Genomic DNA, 23,669 nt, shown 5'->3' on the forward strand with positions numbered 1-23,669 from the left:
ATTCAAGCCATAATGATGCATCTTTACAACTTTGCATTTCTACCGCTTGATCTCAGAATCTTAAATCTTGCCAAGCATTTGTAATTCTCGCAAAGCAACCGCATCGCGAGCAGAAACATCAGGATATGTTGGATCACTCCCAACGTCTTGTGTATAACGCCATGACCTAGCACATTTTTTGCCCAATGCCCTCTCCGGATACACACCAACACCTTCAACATCACTTAGAGTAAAAGCATCCTCAGGTGGTACATCCTGTCTAATTGTTAAAGCACTGGTGATGCAAATTTCTGCCATATCCAAATTTTCTAACGCCTCTAGTAAAGCTGGATTAGAAACGAAAACAATAGGTGCTGCTTCTAACGATGAGCCAATACGCTTGTTAGCTCGTTCAAGTTCTAAAGCACCCGTCACAACTTTACGAACCTGTCGAATTTTTTTCCAACGTTCAGCCAAGGATTCGTTCTGCCATTCCTCTTGCACAGAAAAAAACTGTTCCAAATGTACTGATTGACTTTCTGGATAATACTCCAGCCAAGCCTCTTCCATTGTAAAAGGCAACATAGGAGCAAGCCATGTTACCATGCGCTTAAAAATTTCGCGCACAACTTGCAAAGAAGCTTTACGTTTTGGTGATGACGGTGCATCACAATAAAGAGAATCTTTACGGATATCAAAATAAAATGCTGATAATTCAATGATTGAAAAATCCAGCAATGCACGCATAATCTTTTTGAAATCAAATTCATTATAAGCGCGATTAATCAATTGATCGAGTTCAAAAAGTCGATGCAATATAAATTTCTCAAGATCTGGTAATGCGCAATATGAGATTTCTTCTCCTTCATCATGTGCCAACGTTCCAAGCATCCAACGAATTGCATTGCGTAGTTTACGATATGAATCCACATTCGTTTGAAGAATTTTTTTGCCTAAACGTTGATCTTCCCAATAATCCGTTGTCATGACCCAAAGACGAAAAATATCAGCACCAGATGTTTTAATGATCTCTTGCGGAACGACTGTATTTCCTAGGGATTTAGACATTTTTTTGCCATTCTCATCCAAAGTAAAACCGTGTGTAATGACCGTCTTATAAGGAGAACAAGCGCGCGTACCACAACTTTCCAAAAGAGAAGATTGAAACCATCCACGATGTTGATCAGATCCTTCAAAATAAACATCAGCAGGCCATTGCAAATCAGCCCGATCTTCTAAGACAAAACTATGACTTGCTCCAGAATCAAACCAAACATCAAGAATATCGTGAACCTGTACCCATGACTCATGGGCACGATCACCTAAAAAACGCTCACGCGCTCCCTCAGCAAACCATGCATCCGCCCCTTCTGTTTCAAAAGCCTGCAAAATACGCTGATTCACACTCTCATCTTTCAAAATAACGCCATCCTCATTGGCAAAAATACAAATAGGAACGCCCCAAGAGCGCTGGCGAGAAAGAACCCAATCTGGACGATCTGCTATCATAGAAGCTAAACGATTTTGACCAGAAGAAGGAACAAAACGCGTCATAGAAACAGATTCCAAAGCACGACTGCGTAAAGTCGATCCATCTCCAAGATCTTTATCCATTGAAATAAACCATTGTGGCGTATTACGGAAAATAACCGGTTTTTTTGAACGCCAACTATGAGGGTAAGAATGTTTTAAACGACCCCGTGCAAATAACCGATCTGCTTTAATTAAAGCGTTGATAACCTCTTTATTGGCATCCCCCATTTTTCCATTATCATCAATAACGCGTGCGGGTCCCTCTTTACGATCCGGACCAAAACCAGGAACATCCTTCGTATAAAAACCAGCATCATCAACAGGGAACGGTATAGACGTATCAATCCCCTCTTGCTTCAATAAAGGCTTATAAGCATTCCAAATTTCAAAATCTTCACGCCCATGGCTTGGCGCTGTATGAACAAAACCTGTACCAGCACTCTCTGTTACGTGCGAACCATCAAGCAGTGGAATCTGATAATGATATCCCCCAGCCAAACCTTTGAGTGGATGAGAAAGAATAAGCATTTTAAACTCGTCAGCAGAAACAACGCGTAAACGCTTCAAAACAAGTTTTGCTTTTTCTGCACAGCTCATAGCCAACGCATCAGCAAAAAGAAGTTTTTCTCCAGCTTGAGGACCAAAATCATTTTCCGCGCTTTCAACTTCATAAACACCGTAGGAAATCTGCGACGAATAACTCACCGCACGGTTACCAGGAATTGTCCACGGAGTCGTTGTCCAAATTACGACATAAGAACCGTACAAATCGCTAGAATCTGTTTTAAAAACAGGAAACTTAACCCAAATAACCTCTGATTCATGATCGTGATATTCAATCTCTGCCTCTGCCAAAGCCGTACGCTCTACAACAGACCACATCACAGGCTTTGAACCACGATAAATCTGATCTGACAGAGCAAATTTCATCAATTCACTGGCAATACGTGCTTCTGCATGAAAAGCCATTGTGGTATAGGGCGTCTTAAAATCTCCGGTAACGCCAAGGCGTTTAAATTCCTCACTTTGAACAGTTATCCAATGTTGTGCAAATTCGCGGCATTCTTGACGAAATTCATTAAGGGGCACATCATCTTTATTTTTCCCTTGTGCACGATATTTTTCTTCAATCTTCCATTCAATCGGAAGTCCATGGCAATCCCAACCAGGAACATAATTTGCATTAAAACCGCGCATTTGGAATGAACGAACGATCACATCTTTTAGAACTTTATTCAAAGCGTGACCAATATGAATATGGCCATTTGCGTAAGGCGGACCATCATGAAGGATGTAAAGTGGGCGGTCTTTCGCTTGTTGACGCAATTGCGTATAAAGCCTCATATTCTCCCATCGCTCTATCAATTCAAGCTCTTTTTGCGGCAACCCTGCACGCATAGGAAAATTTGTTTGTGGTAAATAAAGAGTTTTCGAATAATCTATTGTTTCATTTTTCACAGTCATTGTGAAATATTCCTGTCCACTTTTACGATTTCATTTTCGCATAACTTCCCTGATCCCTGCAACTCTGATTTTTTAATTATAGGGAAAGCCGAGCTCATCTTTCGTATTAAACAGTGATCAAGAAGATACATCATTACATTTTATGGCCTTTATCATGAAACTATCAAGAAAGAAAACCCAAAAATAATCTTCTTTAAAAAACAAGGGCTCCACTATCAGCAGAGCCTCTTGAAAGTTTATTCTTACAAAAAATTAGAACTTATAAGCTACACCAACACGGAAATCATTGGTTTTATAATTTATTTCAAGTTTTTCCTTCGCAAATTTCTTTTTACCAAAATCTGAGTAACGATATTCCGCCCGCACAATAACATTGTCCAGAATTGCAAAATCAACACCCCCACCAAGGGTGTAACCAATCATCGTCTTTGTTTCATCGGTTAAATTCTTAGAAGAAATGACTTTTCCATCCTCTTTCTTAAACGATATCGATACAGTATCGTGAAGCTGCGTATAAGCAATACCACCTGCAACATAAGGCATAAAGCGATCAGCAGTAAAACCGATACGTACCCGTGTAGCACCAGACCAATTTTGTTTCAAAGTATGACTTAAAGTTACTGCTCCACCTTCTTGTGCCAGACCAAGCTCAGAAACTTCTTTCTTCACTTGCTCTATACCATATACACTGCTAGCGTTTTCATCCGCATCTTTTGCAACTTGCGCACCATGCCCACCCCCCCTCTGTACACCATGAGGATTAGAAACATGGGGATTGGAAGAACTATGTGGATTAGCACCAACACCGTGGGGTGCACCACCGTGCACGTGTGAGCCATTGCTCCCACCGTGAGGACCATGTCCACCAATACTCTGCATACCATGAGCGTGACCGGAACTACCCTTGCCTGCCTCACCATTAGAAACTACTTTTGAAACTTGATTTGTAGAAGATTCCGATTGTGCTGATCCTCCTGATGCTGATCTCGCCAATAATAGTGGAGTTCTCGCTGGTGTGGAATCCTCTGATTTAGCCGACACTGGCTGCGCACCACTCCTTGATGCTGGTAGCGATCGTGCAACCGGTGTTCCTGTTGATGCTGAGGATGATGTCGGCTGTGGCGAAACCGGTGTTGCTACCGACCCTACAGATACTGCTGCTTTTGCTGGTGCTGCTGCTTCTGCTGGTGCCGCTGGTTTTGCTGGTGCCGCTGGTTTTGCTGGTGCCGCTGGTTTTGCTGGTGCCGCTGGTTTTGCTGGTGCCGCTGGTTTTGCTGGTGTTTCTGCCGCGGCTTCTGGTGCTGCTTTTGCTGGTACTGGTGCAGGTACTCTTTCTGCTGGTGTGGATGCTGGCTTTGTGACTGTTCGTGCTGTGCCTTGTGTTTGTTGTACTTGAGCTGTCTTTGTGGACACCGATGCCGCAGACACTGATGTTGATGCTGTGGGTGTTTCTCTTACTGACCTGCGAGATCTTGTTACTAAATTGTCCACTTCAGCATTATCAGATGAACCTAGAGTGATAGACTTTGTGTGTTTTTGTCCAGACCAGATTAAATCCGTATCGACACCAAAAACGAAGTTATCGCCAAGATCAATATTAGCACCTACGTAAAGACCACCTTCAAAACCTGAAATCTTAGGGGATAAATCTTTACTTAGCGGTGTAGTTTTGTGCTTACCAACAATACTCATATCAGTTTTACTTGAAAAACCACCAACTTGACCACCCAAGTAAAGACCCGTCCATGTAAAAGTAGGAGCGACAAAAGCTGGCGAAGAAACTGGCGTTGACTGATGAGGGATCATTACATCAGCCGCCTGCGCTGTAGAAGCTGAAATTAAAGCAAAAACAGATGCCGTTATTAAACATTTTGTATTCATAAAATATCTCCAAATATCCAAAACGGGTTATATATAGTGTATGTATTCTAAAATATCTGTAGCAAAAATGTCACATTCACAAAAAAATAGAGACCTCGTCTTTAACGAGGCCTCTAGGTAATTAATTTTGTACTAATAACTGAGTTTTGTGCTCAATTAAAATTTGTAAGCGACACCAACACGGAAATCATTGGTCTTGTAGTGGAAATCCTTACTATCTTTTTCAAATTGCTTTTTACCAAAATCTGAGTAACGATATTCTGCACGCAACAGAACATTGTCTGTCATTGCGAAATCAATACCCCCACCAAGAGTATAACCAACCATTGTCATAGTTTTATCAAAGTCTTTAGTGGAAGTTTTCTTACCAGATGCATCTTTTGATGAAGACGACTGAATACCTTGCATCTGTGCATAAGCAATACCACCAGCAACATAAGGCATAATGCGGTCAGCAGCTGCAAAACCAATACGTACCCGCGTAGCACCAGACCACTTTTCTTTAAAAGTAAACTTGTCCTTGTCCGCGTTGGCGTCGCCTGCTGAATCTACTCTTGCGCCAACTTTGAAAGCCTTCGCAACTAGAGGTTTATCTTTGCTAGGATCTGTAACAACAGGTTCATCTTTGCTAGGGTCTGTAACAACAGGTTTATCTTCGCTAGGATCTGTAACATTTGCATTACCGCCAAAAACAACAATTGATTTTGCTTCTCCTTGGTCAGCCCAAACTGCATCGGTTTCAACACCTAGAATGACGCCATTTCCAAGATCAAAGTTGGAACCAGCATAGATCCCACCCATAAAACCGGAAGGCTGAGGTGTCTCTTTTTTATCGAAAAGTTTATCTTTTGTAGTTGGATCAGTTATTTGAACCTTACTTGAAAAACCACCGATCTGCGCACCAAGATAAAAACCTGTCCAAGAAAACGCAGGGGCAGCAATAACTGCTGGTGCGGCTTCATGAGGAATGACAACATCAGCAGCCTGCACCGCAGAAGCTGAAGCCAAAGCGACAACAGAAGTCGTTATTAAAGATTTTATATTCATAAATTTTGCTCCTAATTTATTTATAAGTAATCTTACAATACTACTGAAAGAAAATCTGTAGCAAAAAGGACACTATTATAGAAATAAAGGCCCCGTTCAGAAACGGAACCTCTTAGCATATGCGTTTATAGGAAAGATTTTAAGTTATAAAAACTTATAACGTACTGATATTATAGATAAATTGTAACTTATTATCTACACATTCCTTTTTACTAGAATTAACACTTAGCAACTTTCCACAGATGCAATAATATGTATTGTGTGGTAATATAGTCACAGAAGATAAGAGAGACTCCGCAAAAAAGAGAGCCTCTTCATAATTTGTTTATCATACATTAAAATTTGTAAGCTACTCCAACACGGAAATCATTCGTCTTATAGTTAAATTCAGCGTCATCATCTTTGAATTTCTTTTTACCAAAATCTGAGTAACGATATTCCGCACGCAACAAAACATTATCAGTCATTGCGAAATCGATACCACCACCAAGGGTAAAACCAACCATCGTTTTTGTTTTATCGCCTACAGTACCAGAAACTGTTTTACTTGGTTTATTATCTACCGATTTCTTTGTTCCTGAAATCATAGCAATACCTTGCATTTGCGCATATGCAATGCCACCAGCAAAATAAGGCATAATGCGGTCAGCAGCCGCAAACCCAATACGCGCCCGTGTCGCACCAGTCCATTTTTCTTTATAAGTAAAGATATATGATCCAGTATCGCCTTCTGCAAATTTTTCGACGTCACTTAACTTAATACCAGCCTCTGCAAATGCCGCATTAAAATCTTCAAGATCAGTAGCTTCAAGCTCTTTTGTAGAGAGTGTTTTTGTATCTCCTCTATCAGCCCAAACTGCATCTGTTTCAATCCCTAGTATGAGACTATTTCCAAGATCTATATTGGATCCTGCATAAATCCCACCCATGAAACCTGAAGGTTTCGGTGTGTTATCTTTACTAAAAAACTCATTTTTCTTACCAGAATCAGTTATCTCAACCTTACTTGAAAAATTCCCAACTTGAGCACCAACATAAAAGCCGGTCCAAGAAAATGCAGGAGCAGAGATAATGGAAGTTCCCCGATGAGAGGAAACCTCATGTGGGATGACAACATCAGCAGCCTGTGCCGTAGAAGTTGAAATTAAAGCGATAACAGAGGTTATCGTTAAATATTTTATATTCATAAATTTTTCTCCTAAATAATGCAATACTGTGCAACCATGCAAAAAAATCTATAATTAAAAGGGTATAGTCATAAAAAATAAAGCCTCTATCCAAAGAGAGAGCGGCTTAATGGATTCGTCACGCATTACAATTTGTCAATTGCATATACGGACCTTACTGGTATTGTAAGAGATTTCATTTTTGTGCTTTAAAAGGTTTATCCAAAACAATGAAGAACAATACTTTGCATGTGCTATGAAAGATATAACACTATAGTCATAGAACATAACAGAAGTTCTATCAAAGATAGAACCCCTGCATGATTTAGCTTGCAAATACATTAAAATTTGTAAGCTACACCAACGCGAAAATCATTGGTTTTGTAAGAAACTTCATATCTATCTTTTGAATATTTCTTTTTACCAAAATCTGAGTAACGATATTCCGCACGAACAATAATATTATTGGTCATCGCCAGATCAACACCAGCACCAAGAGTATAGCCAACAAACGTTTTTGTTTCATCAGAAAGGTTACCAGAAGCTATTACTTTATTTGTATCCTTTCCTGTTATTGATATCGAAGCAATATCTTGAAGCTGTGTATAGGCAATACCACCAGCGATATAAGGCATAATGCGTTCAGCAGCAAAACCAATTCGCACCCGCGTAGCACCAGACCACTTTTCCTTAAAAGTAAAACTGCTAGAACGTTTACCACCAACTAAGGATTCGTTGTCACCAATCTTAATTCCAGACTCTTTCAAGATCTTTTTGACATAAGCTTCGTGATCCGGATTAATCAGAAACTCTTTTCCCGTTTTAGTGTCGCTTTTATCAGACCACATGATATCTGTATCAACACCTAAAATAAGACCGTTGCCAAGATCAATATTGGAACCCGCATAAAGGCCGCCCATGAAACCTGACAATTTAGGCAAAAGGTTGTCTTGCACCGGAATGGTTTTTCCATTATTGAGGATATCCATCTTCGTTTTACTGGAAAAACCACCAATCTGACCACCAAGATAAAAGCCTGTCCAAGAAAAAGTGGAAGGAACAATAACCGGTGCAACGGGTGTAGGACTAGGGGGAACAATAACATCTGCTGCTTGTGCCGCTGAAGCTGAAACAAAAGCAAAAGCAGAAGCTGTTATTAACCATTTCATATTCATAATTTTTCTCCATAGCTGAATATTTGAACACACGATTCCATATAGAGCCCCCTTTTCAGATATCTGTAGTAAAAATGATACACTCATAAAAAAAACAAAAAGCATCCCCCTTCTCTCTTATCCATCTGATCTATAACGAATGAATTTGGAAGCTATGAAAACGTAGAAATGAATCTTCTCAATCAAATTTAATGTTGTTTCTTTATGGAGCTTCTAAAGTCTTGAACAACATTCTCCGTAAGCATCAGGGACTGATGATTATTGCAAAATGAAATACGCTTATAAAATGTACCCAAACAATATCTTCTATTTTAACACTCATATGACTCTATACAATGTCTTGACACGTTGATCACTTTCACACACTGCTAAAGAAAATCCGCTCCTCCGCATACAGCATTGCAAAAACCACATAGAGAGCAGATAACCCCAGCACTCCTCCTCACAACTACAGATATCTTTTTCTTTAAATAAAATTCTTTTACACCTCTTTATTTTTCAAAATACACTCTCATCTCTTCATATTCTGAAAATTTTTTTCAGAATATTTACACAATCTTGTAGAATAATTTTTCATCACTTTTATGCCCTTTTATCAAACCACCTCCTTTTCCTCCTTACAGCAAAAATTCCTACGACAAAAAATATTTCCCCTCTAACCCCAAGGACATTGTAACCCTCTCTTGTGCAACCACACCTTTCATTCTTTTATCGAAATCAGCACACTTAGATTTTTCATAAATGATACATTCTCCAACTATCATAATGGCACAACAACTAAACCACAAAGAAACAATTACCTCTCTTTAAGCTACCAAAAATATCCCCCCCTCGCCGCCTATCCAGAATAAAATAGCATCTCCTAACTTTGTTTCTTCGCTTATTAAAAACTCATCGGACTTTTGGTAAACAACTTTGGTCGACCTTTTTTGTTTCTAGATCCCAGACCTCTTCTTTTCGCTGATGAGGATATGGGTACTAACTTAACAGCTAGCTTGGGCTCGTCATTATCAAAACAAGAAAACTTTGTTTGAAAAACTTTAGACAAGCTATCGCTCTCTCGTTCATTAGGAGAAAACGCCAAAGGCATTGCCTGCAATAACTTTTGAGCAGCTATAAAGCCAGCTCCTTGGGCTATAGAAATTGAAGAAAAAGTAGTAAACGCTGTAATAAAATATTTCAGATTCATTGATCTAACTCCTTGTAAGTATCCATAATGGATTTTACATAGTGCTAACATTTCAAGTTTCCATAAAAAAATGGTATGTTGAGTAGATAAAAAGCTCAAATCCTAAAAAGCACAATTTTGGAGCAGTTTTATTTAAAAAAATATTTTTAAGCTTTGCCAATACAAAAATCATTGGTTTTATAACCAATGAAAATATGCCTTCTCAAATAGACAATAAATGAAACGAATATTGATCAATGTATTTCTCTCGGAAAGAGACTCTATTGCGTATATACAATACGAATTAAATCATATTCATATAGAAAGCTTTCTCTATGAGATTATTACGTATATTTTTTGCTTTTTTATTCCCTTATGAAATTGTCTGTTTTTGTAAACCTTAAAATAAAAGAAAAATAATGTACCTTTATTGTACAAGTTTCAACAACACTCTTTATTCTAAAAATTAGGCCATAAAATACTCTCATAAAAAACACAAGAAAACCACACGCCCATATATACTACGGATGTGTGGTTCTGTAACATTAATGACTTTTTTATTTTTATTAAAAAGCTAATTTTTAAACTGAGCTATGCGCGAAAATATCAACCTCTGACCATCCCAAAAGATCAAGTTTTGCTCTCACTGGTAAAAATTGAAAACATGCCTTTGCAACATCTTCCCGCTCTTCACGTCTTAAACGTTCTTCAAATATATTCTTTAAACGATGTAAATATAAAACATCTGATGCGGCATATTCAATTTGTGCGCGTGATAAAATTTCTGCTGCCCAATCTGAAGATTGCTGCTGTTTAGAAATATTCACATTGAGCAATTCACTACAAATTTCCTTCAATCCATGACGATCCGTGTAGGTACGCGTGAGTTTCGAGGCAATTTTTGTACAAAAAACCACATCAGGCATAACGCCAAACGTATGCGCTAAAATAGCAAGATCAAAACGCCCAAAATGAAATATTTTGGTGATAGCCTTATCTTCAAGTAATTTAACCAAATTGGGAGCACTCTTTTGCCCTTTAGCAATCTGTATAACGTCAGCAGTACCATCCCCAGAAGAAAGCTGAACAACACATAAACGATCACGGTATGGTTGTAATCCCAAAGTTTCGGTATCAATCGCAACAGCATCAATTTGATAATTATCTAAGTTTGGTAAATCACCTTGATGAACGCGGATCTCAGTCATTTACCCTCCTATTTGCTAACGCTGCCAGAATACGTGCCCAAGACCGTTGCCCTTTATGAAACGACTTTAAGTTATATTTTTCATTTGGTGAATGAATACGGTCATCAGCCAGTCCAAAACCAACCAAAAGACTTTCCATATCAAGAATTGACTGAAAATCTGCTACAACTGGAATTGAACCACCCATAGCTATCAATACAGTAGGAACTTCCCACTCTTGGGATAAAGCATCCTTTGCCGCCTTGATAAAAGAGGAATCATAGGGAAGCTGCAATGCCGGAGAAGAACCATGGTTCTTAAATGTCACTGTACAGTCAGCAGGAATCGAGTTACGGACATAATCACGAAAGGCTTGACGTATTTTCTCTGGATCTTGTTTATGGACTAAACGACACGATATTTTTGCGCTTGCCTGAGAAGCAATAACCGTTTTAATCCCTTCCCCTTCATAGCCTCCACTAATACCATTAATTTCTGCTGTAGGACGTGCCCATATTTGTTCTAAAATACTTCGCCCTTTTTCCCCAAAAGGAACGGAAAGACCGATAGGACCAAGAAATTTTTCAGCAGTGCAATTAAGCTCATTCCATAATTGCAAAATATGGGAAGGTGTTTCTTCTACACCGTCATAAAAACCAGGAATTGTTACTTTATTATTTTCGTCATAAAGTCCTGCTAAAACTCTAGTTAAAATACGAATAGGATTAGCTGCTACTCCGCCAAAATAACCAGAATGCAAATCACGATCAGCTGCTGTGATAATAATCTCTTCTGCCATAATTCCCCGAAGAGAAAGAGCAATAGAGGGGGTATTTGCATCCCACATCGACGTGTCACAAACCAACGCGTAATCAGCTTTAAGTTCATCTTTATTTGCTTTTAAAAAAGGAACAAGAGAGGGAGAAGCACTTTCTTCTTCACCTTCACATAAAATAGTAACTTTAACAGGAAGCTGTCCTGTTTCTTTCTTATATGCACGACACGCTTCAACAAATGTCATAAATTGGCCTTTGTCATCTGAAGCTCCACGAGCACAAATAACTTTCTCGCCATCTCTCTCTTTTATAGAAGGTGTAAATGGATCATCTTCCCATAAGCTCAGGGGATCAACAGGTTGCACATCGTAATGTCCGTAGAATAAAACATGCAAACAATCATCTGAAGGGCCTGGATGATGCCCAACGACCACTGGATGCCCCGGAGTATCACGACGTGAAGCCTCAAAACCAATGCTTTTTAAATCCTCTACTAACCAATCTGCTGCTTGACGACATTCGTCCTTATAAGCTGAGTCCGTAGAAATCGATTGAAAACGTAAAAAAGAAAAAAGGCGTTCAAGGCTCTTTTCTATATTATCATCAAGATGTGTGAGTACTTTATTAAGCATAAAAAAACCTCTCAAGCCTTAATTAACTATCGATATGACTTTAAGCCTCTCGTAGAATTTTGCAAGAGACCTCTTTCATTTTTGACACTGTGAACAGTAAAAACTTGAACGCCCCGACTGAAAAATGCGTATAATAGGCATTCCACAGTGTAAACATTCTTCTCCTTCGCGCCCATACACTGAAAAAGCATGTTGAAAATAACCAAGAGAACCATCTACCTGTACGTAATCACGTAATGAAGATCCACCAGACAAAATTGCTTCAGAAATCACATTGCGTATATTCTGAGCTAGAGAATCTGCAAATTCACGTGCATGTGCAGTTTTTAATGCTAATGTAAATGCACCACGCTGTGGTGACAAACGACTACGCCATAGTGCTTCGCAAACATAAATATTTCCAAGACCCGCGACAATAGACTGATCAAGTAAAACTCCCTTAAGAGATATTTTTTTATTAACAAAAGCCTTTTGTAAATAACGACCCGAAAACATATTACTCATAGGCTCGAGCCCCAGTTTCTTTAAAAGTGGATGCTCATAAAGCCTATTTGTTTCTATTAGAAGCATAAATCCAAAACGACGAGGATCATTATAGGTAAGATGATAAACCTTGCCATCCTTTACCTGAATATCCATGGCAAAATGATCATGCTTAACAAATTTCCCTGTAACAGAAGATGTTTGGGTTAAAAAATCATCTTCTATACGCCATGATCCTGACATTCCTAAATGGCTTAAAATTGTTTCATTCTGCGAAAGATGAAATAATAAATATTTTGCGCGCCGACCAAGTTCTATAATTGTCCTTCCCATAAGTCGTTCAGGAAACGCCTCAGGAAAAGGAAATCGCAAATCCTTTCGATGAAGCTTGACAGATACAATTTTTGCACCAGTTACAAATGGCTCTAAACCACGACGAACGGTTTCTACTTCAGGAAGCTCAGGCATCACTTTTTTAAAAAATTATGCGCTTTCTAACAAAATATCACTGAAAAAACAATAATACTAAGCCCACTCACCTTTACGAAATACAGGAATTTTCGTGCCATCCTGCGTAATGCCATCTATATCGATTTCACCAGATCCAATCATCCAGTCAATATGAATCACACTTTTATTCCCACCACGCGCTGCAATTTCCTCTGAGGTCAATGATGCTCCATCTAAAAAGCACTTGGAATAACACTGCCCTAAAGCGATATGACATGCGGCATTTTCATCAAATAATGTATTATAAAAAAGAAGTCCACTCTTAGAAATTGGTGAAGAATGTGGGACAAGAGCAACTTCACCTAATCGACTCGCACCCTCATCACTCTGTAAAACCTGTTGCAAAACTTCTTGGCCTGTTGAAGCACGTGCGTCAACAATACGTCCCGCTTCAAACCGCACCTCAATATTATCTATGAGTGCTCCTTGATATGAAAGTGGTTTTGTTGAACGAACAAAGCCTTCAACCCTATGAGCATGAGGAGTGGTAAAAACTTCTTCTGTCGGAATATTAGGATTGCAAACTACATCATTTTTAGCCGTTGATGCACCACCATGCCATTCGTGATCATCTGCCAAACCAACCATTAAATCAGTCCCTGGCCCTGTAAAATGCAAAGCAGAAAAACGCTGCCCATTGAGCCAAGATGACCGTTGTTTTAAAGTTGCATTATGCACAGTCCATGCATGCACTGGATCTTCTTCCGTAACACGTGAAGCTGCAAAAATTGCATCCGCTAACTTCTTAATCGCCTCATTAAGCGGTAAAGAAGGAAACACAGCCTCAGCCCATCCTGCCGTTGGATAAGCTACAATCGACCAGTTCATGGCAAAATTTGATATTTTTTTGAGAGCAGGCTGATAAGCCATTGACGTAGACTTATTTAAACGCGAAACTTTATCAAAGTCTTGATTGGAAAGGAGTAAAGGATTATCACCAACAATAGCCAAACGCGCAGCTCCATTTCCAAAAGCCTTTGCCATTCCCTCATACAGCCAAGAAGGTGCGCAATCAAAACTAGCAGTATGTGCATTTTCAAAACGTGTAAGCGATAACATATCATCACTAAAAAGTGGTGTAATTACACCGGCACCAACCTTATAAGCATGATAGGCAATACGCCGAACAAAAGGTAATGCTGAAACTGGAGCAGTCAAAATAAGATCCTGCCCTTCTTGTAAATTTAACCCAACTTTTACCGTAATTTCTGCAAGACGATTAAGCTTTTCAGGCGAAACCGCCTCATGAATATCAAAGTACATTACCAATATCCTTACTTTGGTTGTGAAAAAATTATCGGCTTCTGTACCGTTTTTCTAACATTGTAATAATTAAATTCAACTGATCTGATGAGGGCATTGCATAAGCTACTGTCGCTTTGCTTTCCCCGCCCTGATCTATACGATGCGGTGGATCTGTAGGAATAGGAACTTTATTAAGTTGTACTGTAACAAAAGGTGTAATACGCGCTTTATTCACCTGCGCTACTTCTATAGAAGAAGATGTATTTTGTTTTTCTTCTGCTTTTATTTCTTTAATTGATAAGCTTGTATCCATGATACTTAGTATATTACCAGAACGTTCTTGCGCAAAAGCATAAGCAACATCATAAGGACGGTCGTTGGTAGGAACTTGAAGCGATCCATCACGGGAGCGCTTTTCATAAAAAGCATTTCCCCCCGCAACACGAACATAATGCATATTTTTATAAGGAAAAGATAAACCTGCTGTATGAAAAAACTTGGCGTTTTTAAGTTTTTCATCCCTTCTGCCACGTAAAACAGCATCAGCAGCCTCTTTAACACGGGCAACAGATGCTGGCTCCGTCATAGGACGCGTTAAAACACCAGGAGCAAATTGTTTATATTGACCAACAACACCACAAATCGTTTTTGGATACGCACTTGAATTAACACGGTTCATAACAACCGTTCCAACAGCAATCATTCCTTCAAAGCTCGTACGATTTGATTCAAAATACATTGCACGCATAAGGCATTGGCGTTCAGTCAATGGATACACTGCTGTTTTCGTCTTCTTATTTTCATTCACTTTATCAACACCAAAATGATTTGCAGCACATCCCACGATAACAAATGGTGCTAGAAAACAGGTTATAAAAACAGTCCAACAATTTCTTTTCATCTTATACAACACAATTCTCACGTCTTTGAAGCATTCACAATTTGAACATGTTTTAAATGTATGTTCAAAGAAAGTATACAGTTAATTGTTACAACTTAGTAAAATTTTAATACAAGAAGTAATTAAAAGGTATTTATGCGAAGTAAAAAATAAAAAATTGTTAACCGATCAATATTGTCATTATTAACGATGGAAACAGCTACACAATCTCACCCCTCATCTTTTAAGAGTGGATAAAATATTCTGCTTCAGAAAGCGTTTGAACGATTTCGCATACAAAAAGATTGTCATACTAAAGGAGTCTGTATCAAAAATAAATACGGATATCTTCTTTAATACAAATTTGAGAAAATGATTAGAAAGAAGTTTTTACTCCACCCCAAACTAAGCAGGTTATAATTTCTCTGAACTCAGATATATCTAAAGAGAATAAAAATCCGTAATATTACCCCAATTTCCACATTGTCTCTTGTGTTTATCCATAAGTTATCTTTCCTATTCCATCTAAAGCCATACTGTAAAAAAAGTGCCTAAGTGGTTTTCATCTTTATAGAAATTCATTCTAAAAGCTGAAAGAAAATCTAATCTATTTTCTTCTCCCCTACCCCAACTTTATAGGTAAGATCATCGCGAGGACGATCAGAAGACATATGGTAACCCGTTATTATATAATGAAGCATTTCCGCAATATTGGTAACATGATCACCAATTCGTTCAATGTTTTTTAAACAAAAAAGTAAATGCGTACAAACTGTAATATTGCGTACATCTTCCATCATATAAGTTAGAAGCTCACGAAAAAGAGACGTATATAAAGCATCAATTTTACCATCGCGCTCACGTACCGCGTCAACACGTTCCAATAAACGGCTCGTGTAAGCATCCAATACTTCCTTTAACTGATTGAGTGCTAAAGCTGCAATCGTTTCAAGCCCATGATAAAAAGCAGCAGATTGACGTGTTTCTGAAAGCGCTACCGTTCGCTTAGCAATGTTTTTGGCCATATCCCCAACCCGTTCAAGATCAGAAGAAATACGAATGGCACCAATAATTTCACGCAGATCAACAGCCATCGGTTGGCGTTTGCAAATAATGGTAATTGCTTTTTCATCAATGTCACGTTCTGCTTCATCTAAAAACAAATCATCGGCAATAACTGCCGTCGCAAGTTGAAGATCACTACACACAATTGATGCAACAGAACGTTCAATCATTCTTTCTGCATGACTACCCATTGCTGTAATCCGTGCTTTCAAATATTTTAGTTCTGCATCATAAGAACGGACAGTATGGTTCCTAGACATAGCTTATACTCCTCAATTTACCTATCCAAAGCGCCCTGTAATGTAATCTTGCGTACGTTGTTCTTTTGGTGAGGTAAAAATCATTTCAGTTGCACCAACTTCTACCAAATGTCCCAAATGAAACATGGCAGTATATTGAGAAACACGTGCTGCCTGTTGCATGGAGTGTGTCACAATAACAATTGTATAGTCTTGTCGTAACGCATCAATAAGCTCTTCAATACGCGCTGTCGCAATTGGATCAAGAGCTGAACAGGGCTCATCCATCAAAATAACTTCAGGACTAATTGCAATGGCACGCGCAATACATAAACGCTGTTGCTGTCCTCCTGATAAACTTGTACTTGCCTCATGAAGACGATCTTTTACTTCTTCAAATAAACCTGCCTGTCTTAAACTCTTTTCAACCCTATCATGCAATTCGGCACGCGATTTAACTAAACCATGAATGCGTAGCCCATAGGCAACATTCTCAAAGATAGATTTTGGAAAAGGACTAGGCTTTTGAAAAACCATCCCGACACGAGCACGCAATTCCACAACATCAATCTTCTGGTCATAAATATTCTCTCCATCTAAGGTAATAAGACCTGTTATTTTAGCGCCTTCAATCGTATCATTCATACGATTAAAACAACGCAAAAAAGTCGATTTTCCACAACCTGAAGGACCTATCAAAGCTGTAACCTGATGTTCAGGGATATCAAGAGTAATACCATGAAGTGCTTCTTTTTCCCCATAAAAAACCTTTACATCTTGACCGCGCATTTTTATTTTCATTACAAAAACTCACCTTACCTTAAAACATAAACCTTATCAAAGTTACTGCTTTATCGAAATCACTGGCGCCGTTCAAATCGTCGACGTAAAAAAACAGCAGAAATATTCATGATCGCAAGAAAAATCATTAACACGATAATAGCACCTGATGTCTTTTCAACAAAAGCACGCTCTGCTTCCCCTGCCCACATGAAAATTTGAACAGGCAAAGCTGTTGCTGGATCCATGGGGGTAGAAGGAATATTGACAACAAAAGCAACCATTCCAATCAAAAGCAACGGGGCTGTTTCACCCAGAGCCTGAGCTACACCAATGATCGTACCCGTCAAAATACCAGGAACCGCTAAAGGAACAATGTGATGAAAAACCATTTGTGTTTTCGATGCCCCTAATCCTAAAGCAGCTGCGCGAATAGAGAGAGGAACAGCCCGCAAAGCAGATCGTGTCGCTATAATAATTGTAGGGAGTGTCATAAGAGCCAAGACAAGCCCACCAACAAAAGAGGCTGAACGTGGTAACCCAAAAAAATTAACAAAAACAGCAAGTCCTAAAAGACCAAAAACAATCGAAGGAACAGCAGCAAGATTATTGATGTTAACCTCGATAAAATCTGTAAATTTATTTTTGCGTGCATATTCTTCCAAATAAAGAGCTGTTGCTATCCCTATTGGAAGCGAAATCAATAAAACTATGACTATCATATAAAGAGAGCCAATGATCGCAACCCCTAATCCCGAAGTTTCAGCACGGCTTGAAGCGCCAAATGTAAAAAAACCAAAATTAAATGTTTTATAAAGCGTACCATCATGTGCTAAACGTTTTATCCATTCTACTTGGCGATTAGAAACTTTGCGGTTTTTTTCCGCTACATGTAAATCAATCTGTCCTTTATAAGCAGAATCAATATCTGCTGCAGCTAAAACTTTGATTTTTTGCGTTGTTCCAATCAGTTTTGGATTTTTTGTTACCATTTCACGAAGTTGAACACGTACACCATTTGAAAACATACGATTAATATCTCGTAATAGTGCTCGATCATTTTGATCTATATCAAGTTTTTTTGCCAAAGCATTCCGTACGAGAAGAGGATAATTGGCCGTTATGAGTATCTGCGGATTCGTTTCACGTTGCCCCTTTGAATCAATGATTTTCTCATCCAAATAAATCGATAACGTCATTTCACTTTGAAAAAAAGCTGTATAACCCTGACTGATGATAGACCACAAAAGCGAAAATAAAAAAAATAAACTAATAAAAATAGCAATCAAACCATACGCTCGGAAACGACGTTCAGCCCAATATCGACGCTTGAGGCCAATATTACGACGAGAGACAAGAACTTTTTCATTCATTCGTATTGTTCCCGATATTTACGCACAATATAAAGAGCAAGAATATTCATTAAAAGAGTCATGATGAAGAGCGTCATCCCTAAAGCAAAAGCTACAAGAGTTTGTGGAGAATTAAACTCAAAATCACCTGTTAATTGGTTAACTATCTTAACTGTCATCGTAGTCATTGCTTCGAATGGATTAAGTGTTAGGTTCGCAGCAACACCTGCCGCCAGAACCACAATCATTGTTTCTCCAATTGCACGTGATGCTGTCAATAAAATTGCCCCCATAATTCCTGGAAGCGCTGCCGGTATAACAACTTTCTTAATCGTCTCAGATTGCGTTGCTCCTAAACCATAAGATCCTTCACGCAAAATGCGTGGAACAGCTGTTATAACATCATCCGACAAAGAGGAAACAAAAGGAATCAACATAATTCCCATCACGACTCCAGCCGTTAAAACACTTTGGGCCATAATAAAACCAGCACCACCAGAAAGAGAGACAGAGAGATCACGTAAAAATGGCCCTACAACCTTCAGAGCAAAAAAACCATAAACAATGGTTGGAATACCAGCGAGCACTTCTAACAATGGCTTCACAATTGATCGTAATCGAGTAGAAGCATATTCGGCCATATAAAGAGCTGAAAACAACCCAATAGGAACAGCAAAAAGCATTGCCACAAGCGCAATATAAAGCGTGCCCGCAAGAAGCGGAATAAGACCAAATTGTCCCACTTCATTGCCCGAACCACTCACTGAAAAACGTGGATCCCAAACCGTTCCAAAAAAGAAATTTGATAAGGGTACAGACTGAAAAAAACTCATCGTTTGAAAAAACATGGAAAGTGCTATGGCTGCTGTTGTTAAAATCGCAACTATAGATGCGCAAATCAACCCAACGACAATCAAACATTCAACCTTATTGCGCGCACGCTGACGTGGAGCAATTTGGATAATTCCAAAGATAAAACCAAAGAATGCAATGACAAAAAGAAAGCTATGACCAATTAACTGTAATTTTTTAGAAGAAGAGACCCATGACTGTGCTATTCTTAATACATCCTCTGATACCCCATGGGGTAAAATAGATCCTTTTGCCAATAATTGTGCCTGCACTTCTTCATACGAAGCAGTAACAAAATCGCCCTCAAAGCGATGAACCATTTTGACCAGATTTCGAATAGTTCCCAAAATAAGATCATGATTCACAAGCTCGGTTGCACGTACACTATACGCTTCAACCTCTCGAGAAGCACTATACTCTAAATAAATTGCACTCCCACTCTTCCAAAAAATTAAAAAAATAAGTGCTGGAATAACAGTTATCAAAAATGTCCACCACCCGTAATAATAGGCACGAGAATGCATCTTGTATTGTGCGTATTCAAGAGAGCGAGCTCGCATATAAGAAATATAAAACCCCAGAAAACCGAGAAAAAATAGAAGAAAAATAATAACAGAAATGCGCATATTGTCTTTCAATTTTTACAAAAAAATACCATAGAAAACTTCTATACCGCAAATTCAGAGAATTATTTCAGACTCATCACTCTACCAGAAGAAAAAGCAGAACGTTGTGCTTGTCTTTCTTTTTCAGAAGCAACAACCAAACCATATTCAGCCAATGGACCATCTGGTCCAATCATTTGATCAGAAAGGAAAAAGTTAACATATTCCCATAAACCTGGAATAATACTAACATGTGCTTTCTTAATATAGAAAAAAAGTGGACGAGAAACCGGATATTCGCCGCGTGTAATTGTTTCAACGGTTGGTGCAAACCCATTAATCTCCGCAACCTTTAACTTATCAGCATTATTTTCATAAAAAGATAAACCAAAAACGCCAACCCCTGTTTTATTAGAAATTAAACGCGCAAAGGTTTCAGAATAATCCCCATCAATATCAATAGCTTTTCCATCTCTCCGTACAGCAACACAAGCAGTATGAATCGCTTTATCATCCATTCCTAAAGTCTTCATTAGCTCAACTGCTCCACTCGCTTTACAGCCTTCGGCTAGCAATTTCTCTTCAAAAACTTCACGCGTTCCATGCTTCTCTCCAGGGATATAAGCTGCTATCGTCCAATCAGGAAGAGCTTTATTAACTGCATTCCATTTTGAGACGTTATTGGATTGCAATTTTCCGTCTATAATAACCCGAGCAGCAAGTGCTCTATAAACATCTACTGGTTGTAGCTTCCAATCAGGACCATTTATATCTGTTGCAAAAACAATACCATCATACCCGATGCGTATTTCTTCAACATCTTTTACACCAGCATCAAAACAAGACTGCAATTCACTAGGCTTCATCGCCCGTGAAGCGTTAACGATATCAATTGTATGCTCCCCAATACCATAACAAAACTCTTTAATACCAGCTCCTGTTCCACCCGATTCGATAACTGGAACCTTAAAGTTTGGATAAGTTTCTCCAAATACTTCAGCAACAATCTTTTGATAAGGTAAAACTGTAGATGAACCCGCAATCTGTATTTGATCACGTGCATTGCCGACATTAATGGACAACAGCATTGCAAAAAACAGTCCCACTCCAACTGACAATACTCTGCTCATCCATAAACTCCTTAGAACTTGAGCCAATATTTTCCACTCTTATCATACAATCATCCAGATTGTAATTCACATTTACGGTATAACAAATAATAAATTTAATGAGCACATTTTAACTCAACGACATCCCAGAAAAGATGGGCAACATCTGCACCACCAAAGCGTTTAATTTCACGAATACCGGTAGGAGATGTCACATTAATTTCCGTTATATAATCTCCAATCACATCAATTCCTACAAGAAGAAGTCCACGTTCCTTTAAAGCTGGGCCAATCCGTTCGCAAATCTCATTATCACGTTTTGTTAAATCAACATTTTCCGCACGCCCTCCAACATGCATATTAGAGCGTGCATCTGTTTCCACCGGAACACGATTAATCGCTCCAACAGGAGTACCATCAAGCAAAATAATTCGTTTATCCCCTTTTCGCACAGCATCTATATAACGTTGCACAATAAAAGGTTCGCGATAACTTTTTGCAAACATTTCTAAGAGTGATGATAAATTGCGATCATCCTGTTTCAAATGAAAAACACCCGCCCCTCCATTGCCATAGAGTGGTTTAAGAATGATATCGCCAAACGTAGCTCTAAAATTCGTTATTTCTTCAATATCTTTTGTAATTAATGTTTCTGGCATCAAATCAGAAAATTCAGTAACAAAAATTTTTTCTGGGCTATTGCGGACCCACTTTGGATCATTCACCACAAGTGTCTTAGGATGAATGCATTCTAACAAATGCGTCGTGGTGATATAATTGAGATCAAAGGGCGGATCTTGGCGTAAAAGGACCACATCCATATCCGTTAACTCCGTGCGTACAGGCTCTCCTAAGTCATAATGGTTCCCCTCTTCATCGCGTACAATCAACGGCTCTAATCGTGTCATCACACAACCATCGCGCATCGATAAATGATCTGGTGTATAATGAAAAAGTGAGTGTCCGCGTTCTTGCGCTGCTAAAGCCAGTGCAAATGTTGTATCTCCTTGAATCCGAATCGTTGAAATGTGATCCATCTGAATGGCAATTTTCATGAATAAAACCTCCCTATACTAAAAGCGGACTAGTCTACGCGCTATAAAATTAGTAAACAATGAAAGAACTATGACAAGAGAAAGCTCATGATACAAGAAGCGGATACAAAATTAAGCCATGAGGAAATAAAACGCTATGCACGCCATATCCTTTTGCCTGAAATCGGAGGAGCTGGTCAACAAAAGCTCAAAACTGCACGCATCCTTGTTGTTGGAGCGGGAGGACTTGGTGCTCCTGTCCTAAGCTATTTAGCCGCTGCAGGCGTTGGTACACTTGGAATTGTTGATGATGATATCGTTTCGCTTTCCAATTTACAACGCCAAGTTATTCATAAAACGAACACAATTAATCAATTAAAGACTGAGAGCGCTAAAGCCGCTATACAAGCGATAAACCCTCATATTATTGTTGAAAAACATAACACACGCTTAGATAAAAGTAATGTGGATAAATTATTAAATGCCTATGATATTATTGTTGATGGTAGTGATAATTTTGCCACACGCTACTTACTTGCCGATCATGCTGCCCAATGCGCAAAACCCTTAATCAGTGGTGCTGTAGAACGTTTTAATGGCTCATTGACAGTGCTCATGCCTTATAAAGACAATAATCCTCACTATCGAGACCTATTCCCCAATCCACCTGCTCCAGACACTCTCCCAACATGTGCTGAAAACGGAATCATCGGTGCTTTACCCGGAGTCATTGGAACACTCCAAGCCATGGAAGCCATTAAACTTATCACAAACATTGGTGAACCATTAGTAGGAAAAATTCTCCTCTATAATGGATTGTCCGCACAATTTAATATCATTACCTATGAACGATCAAATTCCAGCGCAAATAAAACAAACATCAAGGCGTGCATATAAGGATTTTGAGAAAAAGAAAAATACGATCGGCAAAGCCATGTTCAATCATTTTTCCATTGCACATAATACTCATTTCATGTGCAAGCACTTTGACAACTTTTAAATCATGGATCATCAACAGATAATACAAGAGTTATTTATTGTGGTTGACGAAAAAGACTAATAATCAGTCCCGACATGCTCACATCAAGAGAAGACGTTGGTTCATCAAGCGTGATAAAGTGTGGTTTGAGAAGTATTGCATGAGCAAGAGTAATTCACTGCCTCTTTTTACGTGAAAACACATATGGATAACAGAGCGGGGGAAAAGCCATCAATTTCGTGCAAAACTTCAATAGACCAATACCCCTTTTTCATTATCCTCATTAATTCTGAGCAAGTTCTTTTCTCTACACTCTTGAGTAAAAGCAAAATTGCAGTTTTTCAAAAAATCTCAAAAACTATATTCAATGAAATAAACTAGTTTTAGCAGGACAAAATTCTGTACGATTTCAATGCACTTCATCAATAATTTACAAAATAGAAAAAATTCTTGTGATAGATTACCCTCTTTCATGAGTATAATGCATCCTAATCGTTTTTCTGATCTATAAAACTTCGGAAACAATCG

General features: G+C 38.7%; 18 protein-coding genes. 1 reads left to right on the forward strand and 17 read right to left on the reverse strand.

What is annotated here, in order from left to right; all coding sequences use genetic code 11:
- Positions 1-60 precede the first annotated feature (60 nt).
- The 17 genes from ileS to gshB form a co-directional block, all read right to left on the reverse strand.
- Positions 61-2,976 carry an isoleucine--tRNA ligase gene (ileS, locus tag AC0QT1_RS02130; RefSeq protein ID WP_473201550.1) on the reverse strand — a complete coding sequence of 972 codons (2,916 nt, stop codon included), beginning with the start codon at positions 2,974-2,976 and terminating at the stop codon, positions 61-63.
- A gap of 252 nt (positions 2,977-3,228) precedes the next feature.
- Entirely contained in the window at positions 3,229-4,857 is a 1,629-nt protein-coding gene (locus AC0QT1_RS02135; RefSeq protein ID WP_473201551.1) for an outer membrane protein, read from the reverse strand.
- Between the two features lie 156 nt (positions 4,858-5,013).
- Positions 5,014-5,904 (reverse strand): outer membrane protein, encoded by an 891-nt coding sequence (locus tag AC0QT1_RS02140; protein WP_473201552.1) that lies wholly within the window; start codon positions 5,902-5,904, stop codon positions 5,014-5,016.
- Between the two features lie 335 nt (positions 5,905-6,239).
- Positions 6,240-7,091 carry an outer membrane protein gene (locus tag AC0QT1_RS02145; protein WP_473201553.1) on the reverse strand — a complete coding sequence of 284 codons (852 nt, stop codon included), beginning with the start codon at positions 7,089-7,091 and terminating at the stop codon, positions 6,240-6,242.
- A gap of 320 nt (positions 7,092-7,411) precedes the next feature.
- Positions 7,412-8,245, reverse strand: a complete 834-nt coding sequence (locus AC0QT1_RS02150) for an outer membrane protein (protein ID WP_473200127.1) — start codon at positions 8,243-8,245, stop codon at positions 7,412-7,414.
- A gap of 883 nt (positions 8,246-9,128) precedes the next feature.
- Positions 9,129-9,434, reverse strand: a complete 306-nt coding sequence (locus AC0QT1_RS02155) for a hypothetical protein (RefSeq protein ID WP_473201554.1) — start codon at positions 9,432-9,434, stop codon at positions 9,129-9,131.
- Between the two features lie 560 nt (positions 9,435-9,994).
- Positions 9,995-10,621, reverse strand: coding sequence for a ribonuclease D (locus tag AC0QT1_RS02160; protein WP_473200125.1), 627 nt, complete (start codon positions 10,619-10,621; stop codon positions 9,995-9,997).
- Positions 10,614-12,008: a dipeptidase gene (locus tag AC0QT1_RS02165; protein ID WP_473200124.1), complete on the reverse strand. Its 1,395-nt coding sequence runs from the start codon at positions 12,006-12,008 to the stop codon at positions 10,614-10,616. The genes AC0QT1_RS02160 and AC0QT1_RS02165 overlap by 8 nt, the downstream gene beginning before the upstream one ends.
- Positions 12,009-12,083: 75 nt before the next feature.
- The gene (gene mutM, locus AC0QT1_RS02170) at positions 12,084-12,959 is read right to left on the reverse strand and encodes a bifunctional DNA-formamidopyrimidine glycosylase/DNA-(apurinic or apyrimidinic site) lyase (protein ID WP_473200123.1); all 876 of its coding nucleotides are present in this window, start codon (positions 12,957-12,959) and stop codon (positions 12,084-12,086) included.
- 57 nt (positions 12,960-13,016) lie between these two features.
- Positions 13,017-14,264, reverse strand: a complete 1,248-nt coding sequence (locus tag AC0QT1_RS02175) for an aminopeptidase (RefSeq protein WP_473201555.1) — start codon at positions 14,262-14,264, stop codon at positions 13,017-13,019.
- 31 nt (positions 14,265-14,295) lie between these two features.
- On the reverse strand, positions 14,296-15,147 hold the full coding sequence (locus tag AC0QT1_RS02180; RefSeq protein ID WP_473201556.1) for a cell wall hydrolase: 852 nt from the start codon (positions 15,145-15,147) through the stop codon (positions 14,296-14,298).
- A 581-nt stretch (positions 15,148-15,728) separates the two neighbouring features.
- A complete protein-coding gene (phoU, locus tag AC0QT1_RS02185) occupies positions 15,729-16,451 on the reverse strand; it encodes a phosphate signaling complex protein PhoU (RefSeq protein ID WP_473201557.1) in 723 nt (240 codons plus the stop codon).
- A 21-nt stretch (positions 16,452-16,472) separates the two neighbouring features.
- Positions 16,473-17,231 (reverse strand): phosphate ABC transporter ATP-binding protein PstB, encoded by a 759-nt coding sequence (pstB, locus tag AC0QT1_RS02190; protein ID WP_473200119.1) that lies wholly within the window; start codon positions 17,229-17,231, stop codon positions 16,473-16,475.
- A 59-nt stretch (positions 17,232-17,290) separates the two neighbouring features.
- Positions 17,291-18,583 (reverse strand): phosphate ABC transporter permease PstA, encoded by a 1,293-nt coding sequence (gene pstA, locus AC0QT1_RS02195; RefSeq protein ID WP_473201558.1) that lies wholly within the window; start codon positions 18,581-18,583, stop codon positions 17,291-17,293.
- Positions 18,580-20,040, reverse strand: coding sequence for a phosphate ABC transporter permease subunit PstC (gene pstC, locus AC0QT1_RS02200; RefSeq protein ID WP_473201559.1), 1,461 nt, complete (start codon positions 20,038-20,040; stop codon positions 18,580-18,582). The genes pstA and pstC overlap by 4 nt, the downstream gene beginning before the upstream one ends.
- A 62-nt stretch (positions 20,041-20,102) precedes the next feature.
- On the reverse strand, positions 20,103-21,149 hold the full coding sequence (locus AC0QT1_RS02205) for a substrate-binding domain-containing protein (RefSeq protein ID WP_473201560.1): 1,047 nt from the start codon (positions 21,147-21,149) through the stop codon (positions 20,103-20,105).
- Between the two features lie 95 nt (positions 21,150-21,244).
- Positions 21,245-22,183: a glutathione synthase gene (gene gshB, locus AC0QT1_RS02210; RefSeq protein WP_473200115.1), complete on the reverse strand. Its 939-nt coding sequence runs from the start codon at positions 22,181-22,183 to the stop codon at positions 21,245-21,247.
- Positions 22,184-22,270: 87 nt separating this feature from the next.
- Between gshB and AC0QT1_RS02215 the strand changes: the two genes are divergently transcribed.
- On the forward strand, positions 22,271-23,059 hold the full coding sequence (locus AC0QT1_RS02215; RefSeq protein WP_473201561.1) for a molybdopterin-synthase adenylyltransferase MoeB: 789 nt from the start codon (positions 22,271-22,273) through the stop codon (positions 23,057-23,059).
- Positions 23,060-23,669: the final 610 nt, after the last annotated feature.

The organism is Bartonella sp. P12B (assembly GCF_055796185.1).